The 21,495-nt window shown below is 44.5% G+C and carries 19 protein-coding genes; 5 read left to right on the forward strand and 14 right to left on the reverse strand.

Features of this window, described 5'->3' with window-relative positions:
- Positions 1-181 precede the first annotated feature (181 nt).
- Both EX191_RS01560 and EX191_RS01565 read left to right on the forward strand, forming a co-directional pair.
- Positions 182-622 carry a YcgN family cysteine cluster protein gene (locus EX191_RS01560; RefSeq protein ID WP_005384948.1) on the forward strand — a complete coding sequence of 147 codons (441 nt, stop codon included), beginning with the start codon at positions 182-184 and terminating at the stop codon, positions 620-622.
- Positions 623-893: 271 nt separating this feature from the next.
- Entirely contained in the window at positions 894-2,492 is a 1,599-nt protein-coding gene (locus tag EX191_RS01565; protein WP_395194861.1) for a mechanosensitive ion channel domain-containing protein, read from the forward strand.
- Positions 2,493-2,560: 68 nt separating this feature from the next.
- Here the strand turns inward: EX191_RS01565 and EX191_RS01570 are convergent, their stop codons facing one another.
- The 10 genes from EX191_RS01570 to gap form a co-directional block, all read right to left on the reverse strand.
- Complete coding sequence (locus EX191_RS01570; protein ID WP_193447016.1) at positions 2,561-2,845, reverse strand: putative quinol monooxygenase; 285 nt, start codon at positions 2,843-2,845, stop codon at positions 2,561-2,563.
- A 17-nt stretch (positions 2,846-2,862) separates the two neighbouring features.
- Positions 2,863-3,258 carry a VOC family protein gene (locus EX191_RS01575; RefSeq protein WP_005397245.1) on the reverse strand — a complete coding sequence of 132 codons (396 nt, stop codon included), beginning with the start codon at positions 3,256-3,258 and terminating at the stop codon, positions 2,863-2,865.
- Positions 3,259-3,409: 151 nt separating this feature from the next.
- Positions 3,410-3,709, reverse strand: a complete 300-nt coding sequence (locus EX191_RS01580; RefSeq protein ID WP_031780613.1) for a ribbon-helix-helix domain-containing protein — start codon at positions 3,707-3,709, stop codon at positions 3,410-3,412.
- Between the two features lie 136 nt (positions 3,710-3,845).
- The gene (locus tag EX191_RS01585; RefSeq protein WP_193447017.1) at positions 3,846-5,423 is read right to left on the reverse strand and encodes an alkaline phosphatase; all 1,578 of its coding nucleotides are present in this window, start codon (positions 5,421-5,423) and stop codon (positions 3,846-3,848) included.
- A gap of 397 nt (positions 5,424-5,820) precedes the next feature.
- Positions 5,821-6,180, reverse strand: coding sequence for a hypothetical protein (locus EX191_RS01590; protein WP_193447018.1), 360 nt, complete (start codon positions 6,178-6,180; stop codon positions 5,821-5,823).
- A gap of 250 nt (positions 6,181-6,430) precedes the next feature.
- Positions 6,431-7,378 (reverse strand): ChaN family lipoprotein, encoded by a 948-nt coding sequence (locus EX191_RS01595; protein ID WP_193447019.1) that lies wholly within the window; start codon positions 7,376-7,378, stop codon positions 6,431-6,433.
- Positions 7,379-7,475: 97 nt separating this feature from the next.
- Complete coding sequence (gene rlmA / locus EX191_RS01600; RefSeq protein ID WP_006741742.1) at positions 7,476-8,303, reverse strand: 23S rRNA (guanine(745)-N(1))-methyltransferase; 828 nt, start codon at positions 8,301-8,303, stop codon at positions 7,476-7,478.
- Positions 8,304-8,399: 96 nt separating this feature from the next.
- The gene (locus tag EX191_RS01605; RefSeq protein ID WP_182019786.1) at positions 8,400-10,436 is read right to left on the reverse strand and encodes a methyl-accepting chemotaxis protein; all 2,037 of its coding nucleotides are present in this window, start codon (positions 10,434-10,436) and stop codon (positions 8,400-8,402) included.
- A 199-nt stretch (positions 10,437-10,635) separates the two neighbouring features.
- On the reverse strand, positions 10,636-11,520 hold the full coding sequence (locus EX191_RS01610) for a D-hexose-6-phosphate mutarotase (RefSeq protein WP_012841555.1): 885 nt from the start codon (positions 11,518-11,520) through the stop codon (positions 10,636-10,638).
- 158 nt (positions 11,521-11,678) lie between these two features.
- Positions 11,679-12,674 carry a type I glyceraldehyde-3-phosphate dehydrogenase gene (gene gap / locus EX191_RS01615; protein WP_012841556.1) on the reverse strand — a complete coding sequence of 332 codons (996 nt, stop codon included), beginning with the start codon at positions 12,672-12,674 and terminating at the stop codon, positions 11,679-11,681.
- Positions 12,675-13,011: 337 nt separating this feature from the next.
- Between gap and msrB the strand changes: the two genes are divergently transcribed.
- Positions 13,012-13,422 (forward strand): peptide-methionine (R)-S-oxide reductase MsrB, encoded by a 411-nt coding sequence (msrB, locus tag EX191_RS01620; RefSeq protein WP_047010128.1) that lies wholly within the window; start codon positions 13,012-13,014, stop codon positions 13,420-13,422.
- A gap of 115 nt (positions 13,423-13,537) precedes the next feature.
- On the opposite strand, the gene EX191_RS01625 is transcribed toward msrB, so the two are convergent.
- The gene (locus EX191_RS01625) at positions 13,538-14,359 is read right to left on the reverse strand and encodes a DUF2989 domain-containing protein (RefSeq protein WP_193447020.1); all 822 of its coding nucleotides are present in this window, start codon (positions 14,357-14,359) and stop codon (positions 13,538-13,540) included.
- Positions 14,360-14,460: 101 nt separating this feature from the next.
- Between EX191_RS01625 and EX191_RS01630 the strand changes: the two genes are divergently transcribed.
- Positions 14,461-14,745: a YeaC family protein gene (locus tag EX191_RS01630; RefSeq protein ID WP_005380700.1), complete on the forward strand. Its 285-nt coding sequence runs from the start codon at positions 14,461-14,463 to the stop codon at positions 14,743-14,745.
- Between the two features lie 100 nt (positions 14,746-14,845).
- On the opposite strand, the gene ansA is transcribed toward EX191_RS01630, so the two are convergent.
- A complete protein-coding gene (ansA, locus tag EX191_RS01635) occupies positions 14,846-15,859 on the reverse strand; it encodes an asparaginase (protein ID WP_046874512.1) in 1,014 nt (337 codons plus the stop codon).
- A gap of 164 nt (positions 15,860-16,023) precedes the next feature.
- Positions 16,024-17,874 carry a signal peptide peptidase SppA gene (gene sppA, locus EX191_RS01640; RefSeq protein ID WP_193447021.1) on the reverse strand — a complete coding sequence of 617 codons (1,851 nt, stop codon included), beginning with the start codon at positions 17,872-17,874 and terminating at the stop codon, positions 16,024-16,026.
- Between the two features lie 224 nt (positions 17,875-18,098).
- Between sppA and EX191_RS01645 the strand changes: the two genes are divergently transcribed.
- The gene (locus EX191_RS01645) at positions 18,099-20,111 is read left to right on the forward strand and encodes an NADPH-dependent 2,4-dienoyl-CoA reductase (RefSeq protein ID WP_193447022.1); all 2,013 of its coding nucleotides are present in this window, start codon (positions 18,099-18,101) and stop codon (positions 20,109-20,111) included.
- Positions 20,112-20,170: 59 nt separating this feature from the next.
- On the opposite strand, the gene EX191_RS01650 is transcribed toward EX191_RS01645, so the two are convergent.
- The gene (locus tag EX191_RS01650; protein ID WP_193447023.1) at positions 20,171-21,487 is read right to left on the reverse strand and encodes an MFS transporter; all 1,317 of its coding nucleotides are present in this window, start codon (positions 21,485-21,487) and stop codon (positions 20,171-20,173) included.
- Positions 21,488-21,495: the final 8 nt, after the last annotated feature.

Genomic DNA, 21,495 nt, shown 5'->3' on the forward strand with positions numbered 1-21,495 from the left:
CCTTAATGCCTTCTTGATCAATTGAGTAATGGAAACTTGTTTAAGGATAGAACAGTAAAGCGAAAGTAGTTGAATATCTCTACTGTTATGTGTGAATGATTCGAGATCTTCTCAAAACTTGAACTTTTGCGTCGAGAGGGGTATAAATCGCCCCCTAAATTCCCTTGGTGAGACCTGAAGTATGAGCACTCCATTTTGGCAAAGTAAATCGTTAGAGCAGATGACAGAAGAGGAATGGGAATCTCTCTGTGATGGTTGTGGTAAATGTTGCCTGCATAAGCTAATGGACGAAGATACCGACGAAATCTATTACACCAATGTGGCCTGTAGCTGGCTAAATAGCAAAACGTGTTCTTGTAAGGATTACCCAAATCGTTTTACTTCGGGTGAAGAGTGCACCAAGCTGACGCGCGAAGACATCGACGATTTTACTTGGCTGCCGCATACGTGCGCTTATCGCCTGTTGGCTGAAAAGCAGCCTTTACCAGAATGGCATCCGTTGATTACGGGCTCGAAATCTGCGATGCACGCGGCGGGCGAAAGTGTCCGCAATAAAGTGGTATACGAGATTGATGTGGTGGATTGGGAAGACCACATTCTGAATCACCCCAATCGCCCGTAGTTAAATGTACACAAGCCTTTCATCTAATAATGAAAGGCTTGTTTGTTATTGGGTTTCTCAACTTTGACGCCCAACTAACGAAATGCTGCTCAGTTTATTATTTAGTGTTGTAAACTTAGGTATATAATTTCAAGGCTTTACACTTCTATTCTTGGTCGTTTTGATCAGAACTGTTCCCTAAGAGGTAAACATGACGTTTCATTTCCCCCAGAAAATACGCCTGACATCTTGGGTGGCATTATTCACGCTTATCCTCGGTATGATGGCCCCGATGGTCATCAATGCGAAAGATATTCAGGATACGCCAGAGCCCTCTGCTGCCGAAACTTCTATTGATAACTTGAATCGAGAAATTGTGGATTTATCCCAAGGTCTCTCGCAAGCGAGTGGTGATGAGCGCGACGCGCTTCAACTGCAGCTGTTCCAAAAAAATGAAGAGTTAAGAAGTCAGTTAGCATCAGCGATTGAACGTGAAACTATCCCTCGCGACAAATTGATCTCCTTGGTTAAAAAGCAGGAAAAATACTCTGAGGACGCCACAAACTATCTGTCGGAAAAAATAAAGAAAGTCGTTGAAGATTTAAATAAAGCCAAGGATGAAGAGAAACTTGCTCTTGTTAATGATTACCGAGAGTTACAGCATTACCTCGATGTCAGCTTCGATTCAAGTTGGCAAAACCTTGCTTGGCTGAAAGAGTTAGGGGCTCAAAATGAGCGCGCAGAAGCGGAACTAAAGGATAAAGTTGATAAACGCATGCGTTTGCTGTCTGCCTCAATTGAGTACTTGAGTCAGCAAAGTGAGATCATCGGCTCTCAACTTTCGTCAAGCCCTGAATCGGAAAAAGCGTCACTGCAGCTAAGTCAGCTTATTACTAAGCAAAGACTGAATATTGCGACGGAAAGCCTACGCAATTTAATTTCGATTGGCGATAAAGTCGGTTTAGAAACGTCCGAATATAAACGCCAAATTTTCGAAGTGACAGGAAATATCACCCACGATTTACTGAATACTAAAGTAGTGTGGTCAATACTGAGCCATTGGTCCAACTCGGCACTAGACTGGTTTGCCGAAAATGCGCCACAGCACATTTTCCAGTTGTTTGTATTTGCGCTGATTTTATTGATAGCTCGTGGGCTTGCGAAGTTAACGCGCAAAGTGGTCAGCAAGGCGGTTTCATCGAAAAACTTAAAACTCTCACACTTGATGCAGGACTTCTTTATCTCAATGTCCGGCAAATTCGTGTGGGTGATTGGTATCATGGTGGGCCTATCTCAGCTCGGATTGAACCTAGCACCGATCCTAACCGGTTTTGGTATTGCTGGTGTGATTATCGGCTTCGCCTTACAAGACACCTTGTCCAACTTCGCGGCGGGTATGATGTTGCTTATTTACCGCCCATTTGATGTTGGTGACTTTGTGTATGCTGGTGGCGTGGATGGTAAGGTAAGCCATATGAGTTTGGTGAACACCACAATCCGTACGTTTGATAACCAAATTATTATTGTACCTAACAGTAAAATTTGGGGAGATGTCATTAAGAACGTCACACACGAGCGCATTCGCCGTGTGGATATGGTGTTTGGCATTGGCTATGCGGATGACTTGCTGAAAGCCGAGTCAGTGCTGTCTGATATCATTACTTCTCACCCTGCAGTACTTCGTACACCAGAGCCGATGATCAAAGTGCATACGTTAAACACATCATCTGTAGACTTTATTGTTCGTCCTTGGGTAAAAACTGATGATTATTGGGACGTGTATTGGGATGTGACAAAAGAAGTGAAACTGCGCTTTGACCGAGAAGGCATTTCGATTCCTTTCCCACAACAAGATGTGCATTTGCACATGGTAGAGAAACAAGACGTGTAATCACAGCCACAACAGTACGAAAAGGCACTCTAGAAAGAGTGCCTTTTTATTTGCATTAAGCGGTGTTTTTACAGTTCGTTAAAGAACACCAATTTCGGTTCGCATTCTAACAAGTTGCCGATTTGGCTAATCAAAAGAGCAAAGTGTTCTGTTTCACCATGAAGATCGAACGCTTGTTGGTCTTTAAATTGCTCTTGAAAAACGAAGTGGCACGCATTGTCTTTATCTTGGAATAACTGATAACGAACACAACCTTCCTCATTGCGAGTGGGTTCAAGTGCTCGGGTGAGCACTACTTTCAGTTCCTGTTCTTTTCCCGGTTGTGCGTGAAAGGTAGCAGTCAAGTGAATCATGATGTTTACTCTTTTTGTTATAGGTAACGCCCTTGGCGTTGTAAGAACTCAATTTTGTAACCATCAGGATCAGTCACAAAAAAGAACGTTGCCAAATGCTTTTGTTGGTGATCAAAAGCTTTGATGTCACCCGCTTCAATACCGAGAGATTTAATGCGCTTGTGAGTTTGTTCGATGTCCTCTACGCTGACAGCAAGGTGACCGTAGCCTGAGCCGTGAGTGTAAGGCTCAGTTTGATCGTGATTGTGTGTTAGCTCTAATTCAAAGCCAGTTTCTTCGTTGGCTAGATAGGTCAGAGAAAAACCATCAAAGATGTATTGGTCTTTGATTTCTAGCTCAAGTACGTCGCGGTAAAATTGTAGAGAACGGTCCAGATCGCTGACTCGGATCATGGTGTGAATCATTTTTGTCATGGGTACTCCTTGATAGTCCGCATAGGTTAGCGAGTTCAAAAGGAGTCTGGGTAGTACTCTAGTACGACAAATTAGAACATGCTCAATGGCTTACAACTCTGTTGCATAGCCTATGAGGGTTATTGGTAGGTTGGTCGGTGGTTGGTTGTTATTAAGTGTTTAGTTGTGTCAGTGCTTGACGAATCGTCTCTTTAGGCTGGCGAGCGTAAGTGAGACAGGCGCAGCGGAGTAGGGAGGCAAAGTTGTTTACTTCACCATTGTATTCGAGCGCTTCTTGATAGACCGTACTAATAAACTTAGGAACAGTCATGTTTTGAGCGTTAGCAATTTCCTCAAGAATCGTCCAAAAGCTCGCTTCAAGTTTTACACTTGTGGCGTGACCATCAATACGGATAGAGCGGGTGATGAACTGATAGTTGTCTTGGGGCTGCTTAGCAAATATTTCGCACATTTTCTTCATTCATATAATCAAAGACCTATAATTATTGAGGTTTATTGTTTAAAACGTCAACTATTTTCATGCATAAAAAAACGCTCCCTTAAGAGAGCGTTTGAACATCACGAGTCGTGAAGTAAGTGCAAGCCGATTATTTGATTTGTTGCTTTAAGTACTCGCCTAACTGAGAGTGGTGCATGATTTTTGATACCGGAAGGATAGTTTCTGCCGGTCCCCAAGCAAATACGTTGACTGGGGTATGCGTATGAGTACCCGTTCCCCATACTGTGTTTTGCTTTGTTGCATGCTCACGAGCTAGCAAGTTGCCACGGTCGTTGTAAGGAAAGAACGCATCAAAGTCATTGATTGTAGGAACGTTCTCTTCGCTTAAGTATTTGTGTCCAGCGAGTCGGTATGGATTTGGTTTACTTGCTAATACGCGTTCTGCTTGCTCAGGCGTAATCGAAAAAGCGCTATTTGCATTCACAATTTCTACAAACTTCTCTGGTGTTTGAGCTTTCTTATCAAGCGCTTGGAATTCGCTGATCATACCGTAGTAGCTTTTCTTCTGGTTGTATAAACCATCGAGGATTTCGAACTGACCAAAGTTGAAGTTTGGCGCGTAATCTTGATTTTTGAATGCTTCGCCGTCGCGTTTTTGCGGTTTAGGCAAGTTTGCTGATGAGTAACTAAAGCCGAAAGAACCGGTCTCGTGGTCAGCGGTAACAATGATCAGTGTGTCATCACGGCCTTTTGCCCACTCATAAACCGAGTCTACCGCTTCGTCGAACTTGATCATTTCATGCAGCATCGTACCCGCATCGTTACTGTGGCCAGCCCAGTCAATTTGACCGCCTTCAACCATTAAGAAAAAGCCGTCTTTGTCTTTTGAAAGGATGTCGATTGCTTTGGTGGTCATTTCTTTCAGTGATGGCTGCGTACGTTTTGGATCGTTTTTGCTTTGGCTGTAGGCAATACCATCGTTCATGCCCGAGTAAGCAAAAAGTCCAAGTAATTTGTCACCTTTAGCTTGTGTGAGCATATCGCGGCTGAAAGCCAGGTTGTAACCTTGGTCTTGCGCCTCAGTAAGCAAGTTGCGCTCATCTTTACGTTTCGACTTTAGGTAGACATTACCTTCAGTGAGCTTTTCAAGTTGCTCGTATGTCTCTCCCTTGTCGTTTGTCGACTTTGGAATCCAATGACGAAGTCCGCCAGACATCATCACGTCAACGCCAGTTTCTAGCATGTCCGCCGCAATACTGTTTTCTAGAGAACGGTGTGGTTGATGAGCGGCAAATGCGGCTGGCGTTGCATGAGTCATACGTGTATCAGAGACGAGACCCGTAGCCTTACCTTTGCTTTTGGCTTTTTCCAAAATGGTTTCAACGTGGTTGCCTTGGCTATCAATGCCAATGACTTCAGAAGCGGTAGGTATTCCTGTTGCTAGCATCGTTGCGGAGCACGCAGAGTCGACGACAATCGCGTCTTCTGGATTGGTCAGTGATGATCCAATCACACCTTCTTGAGCGAGTTTATACAAAGCGGTAGTTTCGCCTTGGTAAATCGAGTTAGGTGCGTGTTTGGCGTAAGTCTCTAGTAGACCAACTTGTTGAGGCCCCATGCCATCGCCGATCATCAAAATAACGTTTTTGATTTCGGCCGAGAGTGCATTAAAAGAGAGGGTTGATGCTGCCACTGCGGTAACGATTGGAGATACTAAGCGCTTCATTATATTTTCCTTGTTCATTGAAAGCGCTGGCATTAAAACAATGATTTATGAAGATTTTGTGTCGGTAATAAAAGTTTAACTAAATTGTCGTCTTTGCTTGGGTTTGTAGAAAAAGTGAATCAACCTCTAACGTTTGTGAATTTAGAAAGAAGAAAGCCCACAAACGTGGGCTTGGATTACGCTTAGGAGTTGAAAGCATGGACTAAAGTTATCCATTCAGTGCCTTCACAAGAAACCTAGTTTAGGGAGCAATAAACGAGTATGCGTTCTAAGGTCATAAGAGCGGTCGAATTGAGGAGTATATAACCTACGTTTACGACATATCGTTCTTTGACGTATCAAATTATGGGCTGCAGTTAGTGATTTATTCAAATAGGATTTATTGTCGTAACGATTATTAGACCAACGCTAATATGATGCCACCGACAGTGAGGGCCGCAGAAAGGTATTGACCCGCAGAGTATGAGCCGTCTTCTTCTTCCTCGATTTTGTCAGGGTGATCCATGCCAAGTGCACCATGTGTGAAGGACTCCACTTTTTCACCAACAGATTTATCTTCTGCTTCTACTCTCTTACTGTCGTGTTCGATTTGCTGTAGAGCGGCGAGGAGCGCTTTGCCCTCCGTAGACAGTGTCACCTTATTGTGTTCGACTTTTAGCGGCGAAGCGTTGCCTTCCTCTTGTGCAATAGTTGTTTGCTTAGAGGCGACAGATTGTTTGGCATAGTTATTAACAGAAGTGCTTCCTACTGGATTCATCGAATACTCCTTGGAACATCGACACTCGGTCACTGAGTGCGGTAAAAAGCAGTTATATTACTATCGGCGGCAAAGTCTATTTCTGAAGCTATTTGGATAAAAACAGGTCTGCTTTTGCCGCTTCTGGTTTCTATTCGTGATCATTAGCAAAAAATAGACCAGCAGTAAGCAGACCGTTGTCACTCTATGAACTCGGAGCAGTGTGATGATGCAACGCAACGACAAGGTAGTAACTTAAATTGAAGACCAGCTACTTACATTGAAGGTCGCTATTGCGCTTAGTGAGGTGTTGATATGCCGCCATGCGGTGAGCATCTTGTACATACCGTACTGGTGGTGCAAGAACCTCTAACTGATAATCAGTATTATCAGCAAGCACATTATCTGTTGGGCTAATTACAACAACTTTTAAGCTCGGGTTGCGGCTTAAGATGGATGCAGCTGTACCTAACCCTTGCTCGGTATGAAACTTACCCGCGACATGAACAACCTGAGCACCTGGTTTGGCGTTTAGGTAGTTAACAATAGACTCTGCCATGGTTTCATCCCAAGTTACTTGAGCTGCAAACTGTTTCTCGGTTTGTTCTGGCTTCCCATGATGCATGGATGCCATAAACTTCTCTTTGTATGGACTACTGGCCGTGTTGATGGATTCTGCAATAAACGTTCGCTGCTCATCATCGAGCTTGTTAACGTAGTCTATCCCCTGACGACCAATACATCGGACAATGCCCTTTGGTGCATTCGCTGCAATCACCGGGAGATTTTTCTGCTTAGCAAACTCAACGAGAGGGCGATAGTCGCTCTCATAATTGGGCCAAGCATTGGCTTGTTTCATCAAGTACCGTTCACCGGTTTCCCCACGCAGGTAAGCGTCAACAACAGGTTGTTTGTCGCGGGTAAATTGTTCCATTGATAACGCGAGTGGGCGGTCATAAGATGAAAGTTGTTTGAGCATATCGGTTTGAAAGCGATGAACGCCGGCATGTGTGTGCCATTCACCAATAAGAATAACATCTGCTTGTCGCAGCTCTTTTGGTAGTTTGCTTAGAGCGATGTGCTCGCCAGAAGGGGTGTAAAGTTGGTAGTCGTAAAAAGTAGTGACTTCCGCAGAGGTAGGGTGAGAGTTGGTTGATGGAACAGAAGAACAACCAGTAAGTAAGCCAGCAAAGAGCAAGCTTAAAATAGAAAAGCGCATTGAAAAGCCTCCAAAAATGTCCGGATGATATTAATGGAGGCTGAGCAATGAATCAATATAAATGATAACTATTTGCGTTTGTTGGTTACCACTATTATTACTGAGTGGACTTTTTGCGATATACGCGCAGCATAAAATCAGCCTCACACTGATAGAGTGTAGCGGACTTCAACTCTTCACGAAGTGCATCGGTTGCTTTCCATGCGAATGGCGTCATTTGCAATAAATCGAATGCGGCCCCGTCCTTCAAATTCATAACATAGTTAAGATGTTGTTGATGCTCTAATTCATATCCTTCAATGTGTTCTGGCTCTTCACTGTGAAGACGAACATCTTGATAAATGCGTTCACGTAGTTGGTATAAGTGACGGCTTGCAGGTGTCACCGTGATGACCACACCGTTCTCTTTTACAACGCGCTGAAGCTCTTCTGCTTTGCAAGGGGCATAAATGCGCAAAATAGCATCTAAGGATTCATTCGCGAAAGGAAGCCGATGGCTAGAAGCGACGCTAAAGTGACACTGTGTGTAGCGCTTCGCCGCATAACGAATCGCAACTTTTGAAATGTCCAATCCATATATCGTCGCATCGTCCGTTTGCGTTTGTATCGTTTTCTGCACTTGATCCGTGTAGTAACCCTCGCCGCAACCAATATCTAATAATTGATGATCGGTTCCCTCTGTGTATTTCGCACACAGCTGCGCAACCTCTTGGCGCATTGGGTTGTAGTAATTCCCCTCAAGGAATCGACGACGAGCTTGCATCATCTCTTTATTGTCACCAGGATCTTTAGAACGTTTGTGGTGCGCTGGCATCAAGTTAACGTAGCCTTCTTTTGCTAAGTCAAACTGATGATTGTTTTCGCACTTAAACGTTTTTTCATTTAACGCTAGAGCTTGGTGGCATAAAGGGCATTGATAGTTCATGACGATCTCGAACAGAAAGTAGGGCGGCAAATTCTATCAAAAAGCGTGGTCTCAAGTGAAACAAAAAGAGCCGATGGAATCGGCTCATATTCAGTATTAGTGGAAGAAGTCGACTTGCTCTTTCAAGTTCCGAGCTTGTTGTTGCAGTTCAATGGCACTTTGCGAGGTTTTCGCGCTGGTGTCGCGGCTTTCTCGGTTTAGCTCACTGATAGAATGGGCATTTGCAGCAATTTCTTGGGATACTTGCGCTTGCTCTTCTGAGGTCGCAGCAATGGCGTCGGCTTGAGACGCTATCGACTGGACTTGTACTGCGATAGCTTCTAATGCTGTACCTGCGTCTTGTGCTTTGTCTAAGACCTGATTGGCACTGCGTTGGCTGTCGGTCATCATATTAACTGCATTGTGAGTAGAGCCTTTTAGCTTCTCAATAATTTCAACTACATCCTGAACTGAGCTTTGTGTACGGTGCGCAAGTGTACGCACTTCATCTGCTACAACTGCGAAGCCACGACCTTGCTCACCTGCTCGTGCGGCTTCAATGGCTGCATTCAACGCAAGTAGGTTGGTTTGCTCTGCAATCTCATCAATCATCTTCGTGACGGTTTGAATACTCTCACTATCGCGATTGACTTGCTCGATAGCCGCTGCTGATTGATCCAATTGATCGTTAAGTTGAGCAACATCGATACATACGCCTTCTACAATCGCGAGACCAGATTGACTATCGGTATTCGCTGAGCGTACGTTTTCCGCAATGCTTTCGACTTGTTGGGCAACCGATTGAGCAGAAGAGGCCATCTCTTCGATTGCTGTTACCACTTGTTCTACTTCTTCTTGTTGGCGGTCAGCTTGGGTTAAATTGCTATGGGCATCATTGGCAACGCTGGTGGAGTTGCTCTCTACTAAGTCGCTTGTGGAACGGATCTTACCAACAAGTTCATTGAGTTGACTTGCCATACTTGCGACACCCGTATTCAGGTTCGTAATTTCATTTTTTGATGCCTTACGAGACGATGGGACGTTCAAGCTGACCTCGCCGCCCGCCAAGCGAGTCATATAGGAGTTTAGAACGGTCAGAGGTTGTAAGCTGCGATTCAAGAAAAGTGTCAGTACAACAAAAGTAATGATTGCCGCTACCGAAGAAATGATGGCGATAAGTTTGAGTAGTGTATCACTGCCTTTGGTCACTTCTTTGATGAACGTACCACCCAGTAGTTTCCAGTTCCAGCCTGGTACTTCGGTAAACACTAAGTACTTTTCGCCGACTGTTGAGCCGAATTGGTAAGGGTAGAGAATTAATCCGCTCTTTTGTTCAAAAATTTTATGGAAAGGCTTATTACCCTCGTAGTCACGAACTTCTGTGATTGAAGGGTCGGTTGCACTTTTGGTCGGATGGAGTAGGTACTTACCAAGATTGTTGTCGTCGTTGTCGACAATGATGGTATAGCCAGTATCGCCCCATTTAATCTCTTCTAGCGCATCGAATAGCGTTTGTGTTGCTTGATCTACGGGTAAACCAATAAACGATAACCCTGCAACTTTTCCTGTTGCATCTTTAATTGGAGAGTAATAGGTAATGTAGCGTTCGCCGTACAACTTTATTTGAGCGTAATATGGCTGACCAGCTTTTAGTTGCTGATAACCTGGGTGGTCGAGACCTAGTGTGGTTCCCACTGCTCGTTGACCTTGAGGATCTTTTAGTGAGGTAGATACACGGATAAAGTCATCTCCCAAAGGCGCGAATAAAGTCGCGATAGCACCGGTATCACGTGTGAAGCTATCGACCAGCTTTGTGTCGTTAATTAAGCTTTCACTGTATTGAGTGATGTTTGGTATTTCATGACCCATGAAATCAACGGTATAGTTTTCGACATAAACACCGGCAAGGTAGCCATTACGAAAAGTGGACTCGAGCACTTTAGCGGTATGCAGATAAGCATCGAATTGGCCAGCAATGGTTTTAGCCATCGACTCTACTTTAGATTGGTGCTCTTTAAGGGTGCTTTCCAATAGAACATCGGAAGCGTTACGGTAAACAAGCGCAGCAATACTGCTGAAAGCAATGAATAGACACAAAGTGATAACCAGCTTTAACTGGAATCCGACACTTTGATTTCGGTATCTCTCTAACATAGATCAGTTCCTGATATTTTTATTATTTATGAGTTTTGTATCGGCATGCTATCGGTTTATATGATCGAATTTTTTGATATTTATTAATGAAATAGTCAAAAGTGACTGATAACCAATAAGTTAGTTGAGAGAGGACCATCTAGTCGGGGCTTTTATTACAAAAAAGGTCGGGTATTCCCGACCTTTGATCTGGTTATAACTACTGCACTGAAATTACAGTGACAAGTTCATGAGTCTCACCTGGCTGGAGCGTTTTACCTTGCTCGATACTTGGAGCGTGAACAGTAGATTCAACACACAGCATGGTTTGGTAACCATCGTCAGCCATATCAGCCATACCTTGTGCACCTTCTGCCCAAGGGTTCCAAAGTACCGCGGAGTTATGACCATGGTTTTCCACGCTTAATGTACGATTCAGTTCCGGATCTTTTACCAAAATTTTCGCTTCTGGTTGCGTGTAAACGCGATCAATGGTGTCTGTGAGTTGCAGAACATCACCACCTTGGCATACCGCATCAGCTTTCAAGCTATCAATGTACTCGGCACCCATGCCTGTTGTTTGTGCTTGCTTAATGTCTCCAACGTTTAGGTAAGTATGTAACGCGCCAGAGAAGGTCCAAGCTTCGTCATCGATGTTCATGACTTTGAGTGTCACTTTTAGCTCATCGCCAACTTCAACCACTAAACGAGCGTCAAACATATGTGGCCAAATATCGTGGATTTCTTCTGTCGGGAACAGAGCAAGTTCAACAATCACGCCGTTATCGTTCTCGCGATGTTCAACCAGCTCCCATTCAGCAGTACGTGCGAAACCATGAGCCGGTGCTGCAATACGCCCAAACCATGGCCAGCAAACGGGAATGCCGCCTCGCAGAGCTTTTTTCCCGTCGAAAATTGCCTTCTCGCTCATCCAAATCAAATCTTCATGACCAGCAGGAGTGAACGAAACAACGTGACCACCATGTAAGGAGATGCCTGCTGTCGCTTTCTCATGAATAACACGTACTACTTTGACCTGATCAATTTCAACGACAGTAACGTTATCAGATAACACGGTTAGAGCTGGGAGAGTTTTTAAATCCATGTGCTGTTTCCTATCATTGGGGAAAGTAGGGTTTCGACATCCGTCGCAAATACAATGCAACAGCGCCGAGGTATTCTCTCAAATTCCAGATACAAAAAAGGCGACTCTAGAGCCGCCTTTTCTTTAACGAAGTTATTCGCTAATTGCTAACTATCTAATTACTTAGAGATGTGAGCGATTAGGTCTAGAACTTTGTTTGAGTAACCGATTTCGTTGTCGTACCAAGATACAACTTTAACGAAGTTATCAGTTAGAGCGATACCAGCTTTAGCATCGAATACAGAAGTTTGAACTTCACCGATGAAGTCTTGAGATACTACTGCATCTTCAGTGTAACCTAGAACACCTTTTAGCTCGCCTTCAGAAGCTTCTTTCATTGCTGCACAGATAGCTTCGTAAGATGCGCCTTCTTTTAGGTTAACTGTTAGGTCAACTACAGAAACGTTAGCTGTTGGTACGCGGAAAGCCATACCAGTTAGTTTGCCGTTTAGTTCTGGAAGAACAACGCCTACAGCTTTAGCAGCACCAGTTGAAGATGGGATGATGTTTTGAGAAGCACCACGACCACCGCGCCAGTCTTTAGCAGAAGGACCGTCTACAGTTTTTTGAGTTGCTGTAGTAGCGTGAACTGTAGTCATAAGACCAGATTCGATACCGAACTTGTCGTTAAGAACTTTAGCGATAGGCGCTAGACAGTTAGTAGTACAAGAAGCGTTAGAAACGATGTCTTGACCAGCGTAAGTAGCGTGGTTAACGCCCATTACGAACATTGGAGTAGCGTCTTTTGAAGGACCAGTTAGAACAACTTTCTTCGCGCCAGCTTCGATGTGCTTACGTGCAGTCTCGTCAGTTAGGAAAAGACCAGTTGCTTCTGCAACAACGTCAACACCGATTTCGTCCCACTTAAGGTCCGCTGGGTTGCGCTCTGCAGTAACACGTACAGTTTTACCGTTAACGATTAGGTTACCGCCTTCAACTTCAACAGTACCGTTGAAACGGCCGTGAGTTGAGTCGTACTTAAGCATGTATGCCATGTAATCTACGTCGATAAGGTCGTTGATACCTACAACTTCGATGTCAGCACGCTCTTGCGCTGCACGGAATACGAAACGACCGATACGGCCAAAACCGTTAATACCTACTTTGATAGTCATTATAGTTGCTCCACAACTTAATTTCTGATTAAAGATAACTGGTAGTAAAATTACAGAATCCAGTAAACATCTGCAAGTGATAATCGGACTTAACTTGTTTAAAGTCAAAAAAAAGCGACGCTTTTTTTAACAATTCTTCGCAAATGTTCGTTTTTTAAACTTTTAACTGATTCTTCTGTAGTCCAGTTGGCGTAATATAACTGGTGAGATAAGTGCTCTTATCAAATTAATTACGCATGGTGTCCTGGTGAGAAAGTATGTGCTACAACTGTTAAGAGAAGCAAGTTTTTTGCTAAAAAAGTCAATACCAAAAACAGTAAAGAAGGAGCAGAAAGTCGTGGAACAAAACGGGAAAAAAGTGGCGAAGTCAGATGAGCAGTGGCGTGAGCAACTTTCTGAAGAAGAGTTTCGTGTCTGCCGAGAGCAAGGTACAGAACCGCCTTTCAGCGGTAAACTACTGCATAATAAAGAGACGGGTGTTTATGCTTGTACCTGTTGCAATGCCCCTCTCTTTGTCTCTGATAACAAGTATGACTCTGGCTGTGGTTGGCCAAGTTTTGATGCGCCCATCAATGATCAAGCGGTGCGCTATTTAGAAGATCTGAGTCACGGAATGGTACGTACAGAGATTCGTTGTGCCGCATGTGATAGCCATCTAGGGCACGTTTTTGAAGATGGCCCACAGACCACGGGTGAGCGTTTTTGTGTTAATTCAGTGTCGTTAATTTTCAACAAATCAGAACAATAACGACAAAATTGTGCTCGATAGTGTTTTATCCTTTCAATACGATTTGTTGTAAGTAGAAAACAGAGTGTAGTTTGACCCAACGAAAAACTCCCGCCAATTGCGGGAGTTTTTTCGTTTATATCTCTTTGGGTATCATTGCTGGAGAGTAGTTCCCGCTCTCTATGGCTTTTGCCACCGATTCAGCTAATTCATCTAGCTGCTGATATTGCTCTGCATGACTAAAATTAAACATACGCTTGAGCTGCTTTTCATCAGCAAGCGGGACGTCGAATCTTTTTGCAACCATTGCCCACAGATACGCGCGCTCTTTTTCTCCAAGCCCTTGATGAATGCTTGCCATTGATTTGAGAATGATCGGATTAAGGTTGTCTTCATCCGATAAAGACAACGCTTTATTCAGCAGTATTAACGTTTTCTTGGCATCTCGATTAGTATAGAAAGTAGCTAATGCATATTGCATCTCAGCAGTATTTAACTTGGGTGAGCCTTCCATTTGTAAAAATGCGCGACGAGCTTGGATGTCACCCGTTTGAGACCACAAAAAATACAAAGTAGCGGGGTCTTCTGAGCCTTTTAACTCGTTTACGATGCGTTCTAGCTCATCAATACTGTGTACCAAAGCGTTAAAACGCTGTCTCTTGAGAGAACTTTGATCAATAGGTGTGATCTGAGAGGCGAGTTCTAAGCATTTCCTATATTCAGCGACCAGAGCGTATTCGATAATTTGACTGGCTTCTGATGGATGTTTCAGTTGCTCAAACCGATGCCATACTAAGTTTGTTCTGGGAACTCGACATTGCCCGTCATCCATATTGAGCTGTTCGCAGCGCAGCTCTGGTGTTTTTTGGCACAACTCTTCGGTTGTCACGTTACCTTCGAAACAGCCCGTTAGTGCGAGACTTGTGAGGCTGAGAAGTAACCAGTGTGTTCTTTTCATGGTTTTGCTTGTGATCCGTTACACCAATTCATTTTCGTATTCTTGACTCAGTTTCTTAACCCGTTATGTTCTGTAAATAGAATGTAATAAGAAGGTACATTATGGACGCAGAACAACTATTACAAGCGATGACTCCAGAAGTTTATGATCGCTTAGTCTATGCAGTAGAAACGGGAAGATGGCCTGAGGGTACAACACTTTCTAAAGAGCAGCGAGATTCGTGTATGCAAGCTGTGATGTTGTATCAATCAAAACATAATACTGATGCGCAGCATATGACGGTTGCGGCAGGTGGTGAAATCAGCTTTAAATCGAAGCAAGAACTTAAAAAACAATTTAGCGGAGAAGAGAGCGACATTGTTCGTGTCAATCCGAACATTGATTAAGTGTAATGTTTGAGTTTTACAGAGTGTCGTTTACCACTTTGACTTTAAAAGAAAAAAGCCCAATAGAGATTGGGCTTTTTAGATCGTAGTAAGCTTGAATTTACAGGCTCATCTCACCACGCAGTACTTGCTGCATTCTCTCTTTCACTTCTTCGTAAGAAAGGTTTTGGCTTAGAAGGTAATGCAGTTTTGCTAGTGCCGCTTCTGGCGTCATGTCAAAGCCGCTGATAACTCCAGAGTCTGCCAGTGCACAACCCGTGGCGTAGCCGCCCATATTCACCTTACCTGCCAAACATTGAGTTAGGTTCACGACAATAACGCCGCGCTCAGAGGCTTCTTTCAGGTGACCAAGCAGCTCAGGGTTTTGAGGCGCGTTGCCCACACCAAAAGTCAGAAGAATCATCGCATTCACGGGCTGACGAAGCGTGTTTCGGATAACTTCGTGTGAAATGCCTGGGTACATGGTGATCACACCGATTGGTTGTGGTGTGATGTTGTGAACCTTAAATTCACCTTCTGGTTGTGCACCAACGGTTACGCTGTTGCTTACTTGAATATTGATCCCGGCTTCCAGTAGTGGAGGAAGGTTTGGTGAAGTAAAGGCATTAAAACCGTCCGCATGAGATTTTGTGCTGCGGTTACCACGCATCAACTGATTATTGAAGAACAAAGTCACTTCGTTGATCGGGTAGTTTGCCGCAATATGTAGCGCGTTTAATAGGTTTGCTTGGCCGTCAGAACGCAGCTCCGCAAGAGGGATTTGTGAACCCGTTACAATCACTGGCTTACCAAGGTTTTCAAGCATGAAAGACAATGCAGATGCTGTGTATGCCATGGTGTCAGTACCATGTAGGATGACGAAACCATCGTATTTGTCATAGTTGTCACGAATATCATCCGCAATCTGCTGCCAGTCGGCAGGCGTCATATCTGATGAGTCAATCAGAGGATCGTATTCGTGGATAGTGTAATCCGGCATTTCAGGACGGTGAAACTCTGGCATGCTTGCTAGTTGCTTTTCCATAAAGCCAGCAACAGGAACATAGCCGTGATCCGATTTTTGCATTCCGATGGTGCCACCGGTGTAAGCGATGTAGATGTGTTTTCTAGTCATCGTTTTTTCTTTCATGTAGGGGAACAGAGGCGGGGATTATATACCTAAATAACCTTGAGATGCGAGGCTATGCGCACAGCATCAGAAAGTCATCTGAGGAGATGTTGAGCGTAATAAAAAGGGCACCTCAAGTAGAGATACCCTTTGTAATATTAATGAAAAAGCTACTGCACTTGGCAGTTCAAACAAAATGCGTATTGACCTTTAGGATCGTTAAAGCTTTGTAGCAAGCTTGCGTCTTGTTCGAACTGTTGAGCTACGGGTTGAAGACTTTTTGGTAGCAAGCTGGTTGCATCAATACCTAGAGAGACTTTCACCTGTTTCATGAACTCTTGTAAAAATAGTTCAGTGGGAGAAAGCGGTTCTTCTACCCAGTAAATGCCGTAATCAGTCACATTCGCCAGTTTCGCCGCTAGTTCTACGGCATCATCAAAGTCACCCATTTGGTCAACAAGACCAAAGGATAGGGCGTCTTGTCCAGTCCAAACTCGACCTTGAGCGACGTTGTCGACTTCCTCTAGAGACATATCGCGATTCTCGCCAACCAATGAAATAAAGCGCTTATAACCGTGCTCGATACCTAATTGGAATACTTGAGACGCGCCGTCAGAGAGGCCAGTGGTAATGCCGTCACCAGAGAACGGCGATGTGCCAACGCCATCAGTATTAATGCCTAACTTACTAAAGCCTTTTTCAAACGTGGTGATGACGCTAAAGATACCAATGGAACCCGTCAGTGTTGTTGGCTGAGCAACGATCTTGTCTGCGCTCATTGAAATCCAATAACCACCAGAAGCGGCTAAACTCGACATGGATACAACAACTGGCTTGCCTGCTTGTTTCAGTGCTTCTACTTCGTTGCGAATCACTTCAGAGGCAAAGGCACTACCCCCAGGGCTATCTACTCGCAACACGACCGCTTTCACCTTTTCATCATTGCGTGCTTGACGCAACAAGCTTGCGACGGTGTCACCTCCGACAGTACCACGAGGTTGTTGACCATCCATAATCGCGCCACTTGCTAGAACAACGGCGATATCGTGCTGAGGTAGTGTGTAATCAGGACGAATCGTTGCAAGGTAGTCGTAGTAACCAATCGCGTTGTAGCTGTCTTTGCCGTCACTACCAAACTGTTTGGCAAATAGAGTGCGAATGTCTTGGCGTGTCGCGAGTTCATCGACCAAGCCCATTTTAACCACGAGCTGAGCAAGATCACCATCCACTGACTTCATTTCGTCAATCAGCTCATCCATGGTTGGGTTAAGCACTTTCGCATCAATATTTCTGTTTGTGGTTACGTCATCAACAAAAGCACTCCACAACTGAGTAACCCAGCGTGTTGCAGACTCTTTCGCGGCATCGGACATGTCATCACGAATAAACGGTTCGATAGCGGATTTATAAGTACCTACGCGAAAAACATGAGTAGAAACATCAAGCTTTTCCAATAACGTTTTGTAGTACATTGAATATGCACTGTAACCTTTAATCAATACGCCGCCATCAGGTGCAAGGTAAACTTTATCAGCGTAACTTGCCAAGTAATATTGGCTTTGGTTGTAGAAATCACCTACGGCGTAAACGGGTTTACCTGACGCTTTAAATTCGTTCAACGCTTTCGCGATGTAACGTAATTTCGTGAGATTTGTTTCTGGCATGTCTCGCAGTGCTAGCACTAATCCAGACACTTTAGGATCGTCTTTCGCATAGCGAATAGTATCAACGATATCGAAAAGGACGTTTTCTTTCGGTAACTCATTGCCCAAAAGGGAACCAGCAAAAGAGTCCATTGGATTTACATAGCGTCTTTGTTCGACAATCGGACCTGAAAGATTCATCACCAATGCCGACTCTTTTTCGACGACGGGTTGACCGTCTCCGGTATAAGTAAAAGCAAAGTAGAAAACGGCAATCATCAGCAAGAAGATCAGGTTTGCCAGTGCAAGTCTGATAAAGGTGATGCTCTTCCATATCCCTTTAAATATCAAACCAATAAATTTGAAGAGTTTTTTCATCTTGTCTCCATAACGAGATAGTTACGCCGAGTCTAACAAAGTATGGGTTCTTATCTCTAAGATCTCAAAAGATAACATTTTTTTAGCTTATCACGACCACTCAATAATTGGCATATTTTCACGCGAGATTGATCGGTGTTACAAAAATGTAAACGCTTGTTTGATTTTTTGGTTGAGCGGGCTTAATCTGGTCAGACCATGATAATAACAATGGATGTTAAGTGATGTCTGCCATGTACCCAAACCTATTAAAGCCACTGGATCTCGGTTTTACACAATTACGAAACCGAGTCCTGATGGGATCAATGCACACGGGCTTAGAAGAGCACAAAGAAGGATTACAGAAGCTCGCCGCTTTCTATGAAGAACGCGTGAAAGGCGGTGTTGGACTGATTGTAACCGGAGGTTTTTCTCCTAACTTACGCGGTCGTTTGCACCCGTTGAGTGCTGAGTTCAGCAAGCCAAAGCATGCCAAGGCCCACAAAGTTGTGACAGAAGCGGTGCACAAGCACGGTGGCAAAATTGCCCTACAAATTCTCCATGCTGGGCGTTATGCCATGCATCCATTCTCGCAAAGTGCGTCTGGCATTAAAGCGCCAATTGCAAAGTTTGCTCCGAGTGAAATGAGCGACCGCCAGATTAAGAAAACCATTGATGCCTTTGCGAACAGCGCTGAGTTAGCCCAGCTTGCTGGTTATGATGGCGTCGAGTTAATGGGCTCGGAAGGTTACCTGATAAACCAATTCTTATGTAAGCGCACGAACATGCGTTACGACGAATGGGGTGGCAGTTACAAAAAACGTATGCGTTTTCCGCTAGAAATTGTCAAAGCGGTTCGTAAGGCGGTGGGTGACAAGTTCATCATCATTTTCCGTCTCTCTATGCTGGATCTTGTCGAGCAGGGCAGCACATTTGAAGACGTTATCGAATTGGCGAAAGCGCTTGAAGAGGCTGGCGTCACGATTATCAATACGGGTATCGGTTGGCACGAGGCTCGAGTTCCTACCATTGCGACTCAAGTACCACGCGGTGCGTTTACGTGGGTTACGGAAAAAGTTAAGCCTCACGTTTCGGTTCCTATCATCACTTGTAACCGAATAAATACGCCAGACGAAGCAGAACGTATTCTATCTTCTGGGCATGCCGATATGGTTTCGATGGCGCGCCCATTCTTGGCTGATCCTTACTTTGTTGCTAAAGCCGAACAGGAAAAAGCGCAGCTTATCAATACGTGTATTGGCTGTAATCAGGCGTGTCTAGATAACGTGTTTAAAGGTAAGCGCGCCAGTTGCTTAGTGAACCCTCTAGCGTGCTATGAAACCGAAATTGTTGTTGAACCAGCCTTTAAGAAGAAAAACATTGCCGTTGTCGGTGCAGGCCCTGCGGGCTTGGCTTGTGCGACTACACTGGCTGAACGTGGCCATAAGGTTGATTTGTTCGAAAAGAACGACCGCATCGGTGGTCAGTTCCGTCTTGCGATGCAGATCCCTGGTAAGGAAGAGTTTCGAGAGACGATACGATATTTCGCTAACCGTATTGATGAAACAGGCGTGAATCTGCACTTATCGACGGAAGCGAACTATGACTTACTCACAGAATACGATGAGATAGTGATGGCATCGGGTGTTGAGCCACGTAAAGTCAATATTGATGGAATTGATAACCCAGAGAAAGTCGTCGACTATCAAACACTCATTCGAGACAAAACGCCAGTCGGTGAGAAAGTGGCTATCGTTGGTGCTGGTGGTATTGGCGTAGATGTCGCGACCATGCTCACAGAGCCAATTGGACAAACGTTGGATGACTGGTTGCATGAATGGGGAATCGACAAAGAGATGTCTCAACCTGGTGGTTTATACCCTTACCCTGATGCGGTCAGCGATAAAGAAGTCTGGATACTTCAGCGTCGTAAAGGTCGTGTAGGTAAAGGTCCGGGTAAAACGACAGGTTGGATCCATAAACGTACCCTTGAAAAACGGGGCGTACATTTAGTCGGTGGCGTGTCTTACGATAAAATTGATGATCAAGGTTTGCACATTCATGTAGATGGAAAAGAACAATTATTGAACGCGGACAAAGTCGTTATTTGTGCGGGGCAAGAGTCTGTTCGTCCATTTGAAGATAAATGGTCTGAACTTGGAGAGAAGATTCATATCATTGGCGGAGCTGACCATGCGGGTGAACTTGATGCTGTGCGTGCGATTCGTCAAGGTGTTAAATTGGCGGTAAAACTCTAGTCTTTCAAGGTGTGTTTACTATGAAAGCTGCGCTTTGAGCGCAGCTTTTTTGTATAGAACTAGTCACTGATTTCTGGCAGTTGTTTGGCCATTACCACGCCAGCAAAAGTAATAAAAGAGAACACTAACACCACTGCTGAAAGGCTCAAAAAGTTCGACATAACACCAAGAGAACTCATTAGAAGCAGCATTATTCCAACCACCGTGTTACTCACGGCTACATAGCTTGTCCGCTTGTCACCTTCTGCGATATCAACTAAGTAGGTTTTTCGTCCGACTCGTATTCCGTCGTGGGCAATACACACACAAAAGTAGAGCAGAGGAATCACGAATAGGAAGCTTTGGCTAGCGGTGACCCACGTATCGTAAACAAATAAAACAACGCCAAGTAGCGCGCTCATCGTTGCGCCGATGACCATAACACTGCGGCTAGATCGATCGGACATTCTTCCCCAGAAAGGACCTGACACAAAGGAGGCCAAGCCACTCGCAAACATAAAGAGAGCTAGAACCCAGAGCTGTCCACCGAGAGGTTGCTGTGCCAGCACAACGTAGTACGGTGCACTCAGCGCAGAACATAAAAATAGTGTCCGCGTGATAACGAATCGACGAAAGGTCACGTCTGTTTTAAGTAACGCGAGTTGTTTAAATGCCTCAAGGACGCCATTTCGACCACCGTCTACCTCACCGGCATACTCATTAATTCGTGCATAAACTAATGCCGCAATAAGCCATATGGCACCCGCTAACCCTAAACTCAGACTGTAAAAGCGCTCTGTCGGCTCTACATCCCATAACCAGGCTAGTGCCAGAAGGCTAGCGAAAAGTAGTGTAACAAGGCCAGCAGCGCTTGAAGACCAGCCGTTGACTTGACCTCGTTGGTTTTTAGGGATGGTTTTGCCCAACACATCTTTTGATGCGACGGAATTTAAACCGCGTGAGAGGCTGAAGATCACAAGACATGCAATTACACCATAACCCGCAGCAGCTCCTGTCAGAGTTAATGCGACCACTCCGATTGCAAATATGGAAAGAGCCTGCAAGATGCTGCCAATTACCCAGACCCATTTTCTTACTGGAATGCGTCGGATGTAGTGCGCGATGCTAAGTTGTGGGATAAGGGAACCTGATTCACGAATAGGAACGAGCCAACCAATTAAGTAAACCGGTGCCCCGAGACTTTGTAGTATCCACGGCAACGTGACTTTGGGGTTGATTAACGCATCGCCGACCTTCGTTAAAAACTGAGCAAGAATGATTTTAAGAAAGTTGCCGGGAACTTGATGACAAGCTGATTCAGGAATCGCCTTACAGGCGCGGGCATCTTCGTCATTAACGATCTTTTCGTAAATGCTGTTTTGTTTATCCTTGTTCATCAACCTGC

Source organism: Vibrio chemaguriensis (assembly GCF_012275705.1).
Classification (GTDB): domain Bacteria; phylum Pseudomonadota; class Gammaproteobacteria; order Enterobacterales; family Vibrionaceae; genus Vibrio; species Vibrio diabolicus.

Coding starts and splice junctions, on each gene's coding strand:
- EX191_RS01560 (WP_005384948.1), top strand. CDS start 182: ATGAGCACTCCATTTTGGCAAAGTAAATCGTTAGAGCAGATGACAGAA.
- EX191_RS01565 (WP_395194861.1), top strand. CDS start 894: ATGGTCATCAATGCGAAAGATATTCAGGATACGCCAGAGCCCTCTGCT.
- EX191_RS01570 (WP_193447016.1), bottom strand. CDS start 2,845: ATGATTCACTTGACTGCTACCTTTCACGCACAACCGGGAAAAGAACAG.
- EX191_RS01575 (WP_005397245.1), bottom strand. CDS start 3,258: ATGACAAAAATGATTCACACCATGATCCGAGTCAGCGATCTGGACCGT.
- EX191_RS01580 (WP_031780613.1), bottom strand. CDS start 3,709: ATGTGCGAAATATTTGCTAAGCAGCCCCAAGACAACTATCAGTTCATC.
- EX191_RS01585 (WP_193447017.1), bottom strand. CDS start 5,423: ATGAAGCGCTTAGTATCTCCAATCGTTACCGCAGTGGCAGCATCAACC.
- EX191_RS01590 (WP_193447018.1), bottom strand. CDS start 6,180: ATGAATCCAGTAGGAAGCACTTCTGTTAATAACTATGCCAAACAATCT.
- EX191_RS01595 (WP_193447019.1), bottom strand. CDS start 7,378: ATGCGCTTTTCTATTTTAAGCTTGCTCTTTGCTGGCTTACTTACTGGT.
- rlmA (WP_006741742.1), bottom strand. CDS start 8,303: ATGAACTATCAATGCCCTTTATGCCACCAAGCTCTAGCGTTAAATGAA.
- EX191_RS01605 (WP_182019786.1), bottom strand. CDS start 10,436: ATGTTAGAGAGATACCGAAATCAAAGTGTCGGATTCCAGTTAAAGCTG.
- EX191_RS01610 (WP_012841555.1), bottom strand. CDS start 11,520: ATGGATTTAAAAACTCTCCCAGCTCTAACCGTGTTATCTGATAACGTT.
- gap (WP_012841556.1), bottom strand. CDS start 12,674: ATGACTATCAAAGTAGGTATTAACGGTTTTGGCCGTATCGGTCGTTTC.
- EX191_RS01625 (WP_193447020.1), bottom strand. CDS start 14,359: ATGAAAAGAACACACTGGTTACTTCTCAGCCTCACAAGTCTCGCACTA.
- EX191_RS01630 (WP_005380700.1), top strand. CDS start 14,461: ATGGACGCAGAACAACTATTACAAGCGATGACTCCAGAAGTTTATGAT.
- ansA (WP_046874512.1), bottom strand. CDS start 15,859: ATGACTAGAAAACACATCTACATCGCTTACACCGGTGGCACCATCGGA.
- sppA (WP_193447021.1), bottom strand. CDS start 17,874: ATGAAAAAACTCTTCAAATTTATTGGTTTGATATTTAAAGGGATATGG.
- EX191_RS01645 (WP_193447022.1), top strand. CDS start 18,099: ATGTCTGCCATGTACCCAAACCTATTAAAGCCACTGGATCTCGGTTTT.
- EX191_RS01650 (WP_193447023.1), bottom strand. CDS start 21,487: ATGAACAAGGATAAACAAAACAGCATTTACGAAAAGATCGTTAATGAC.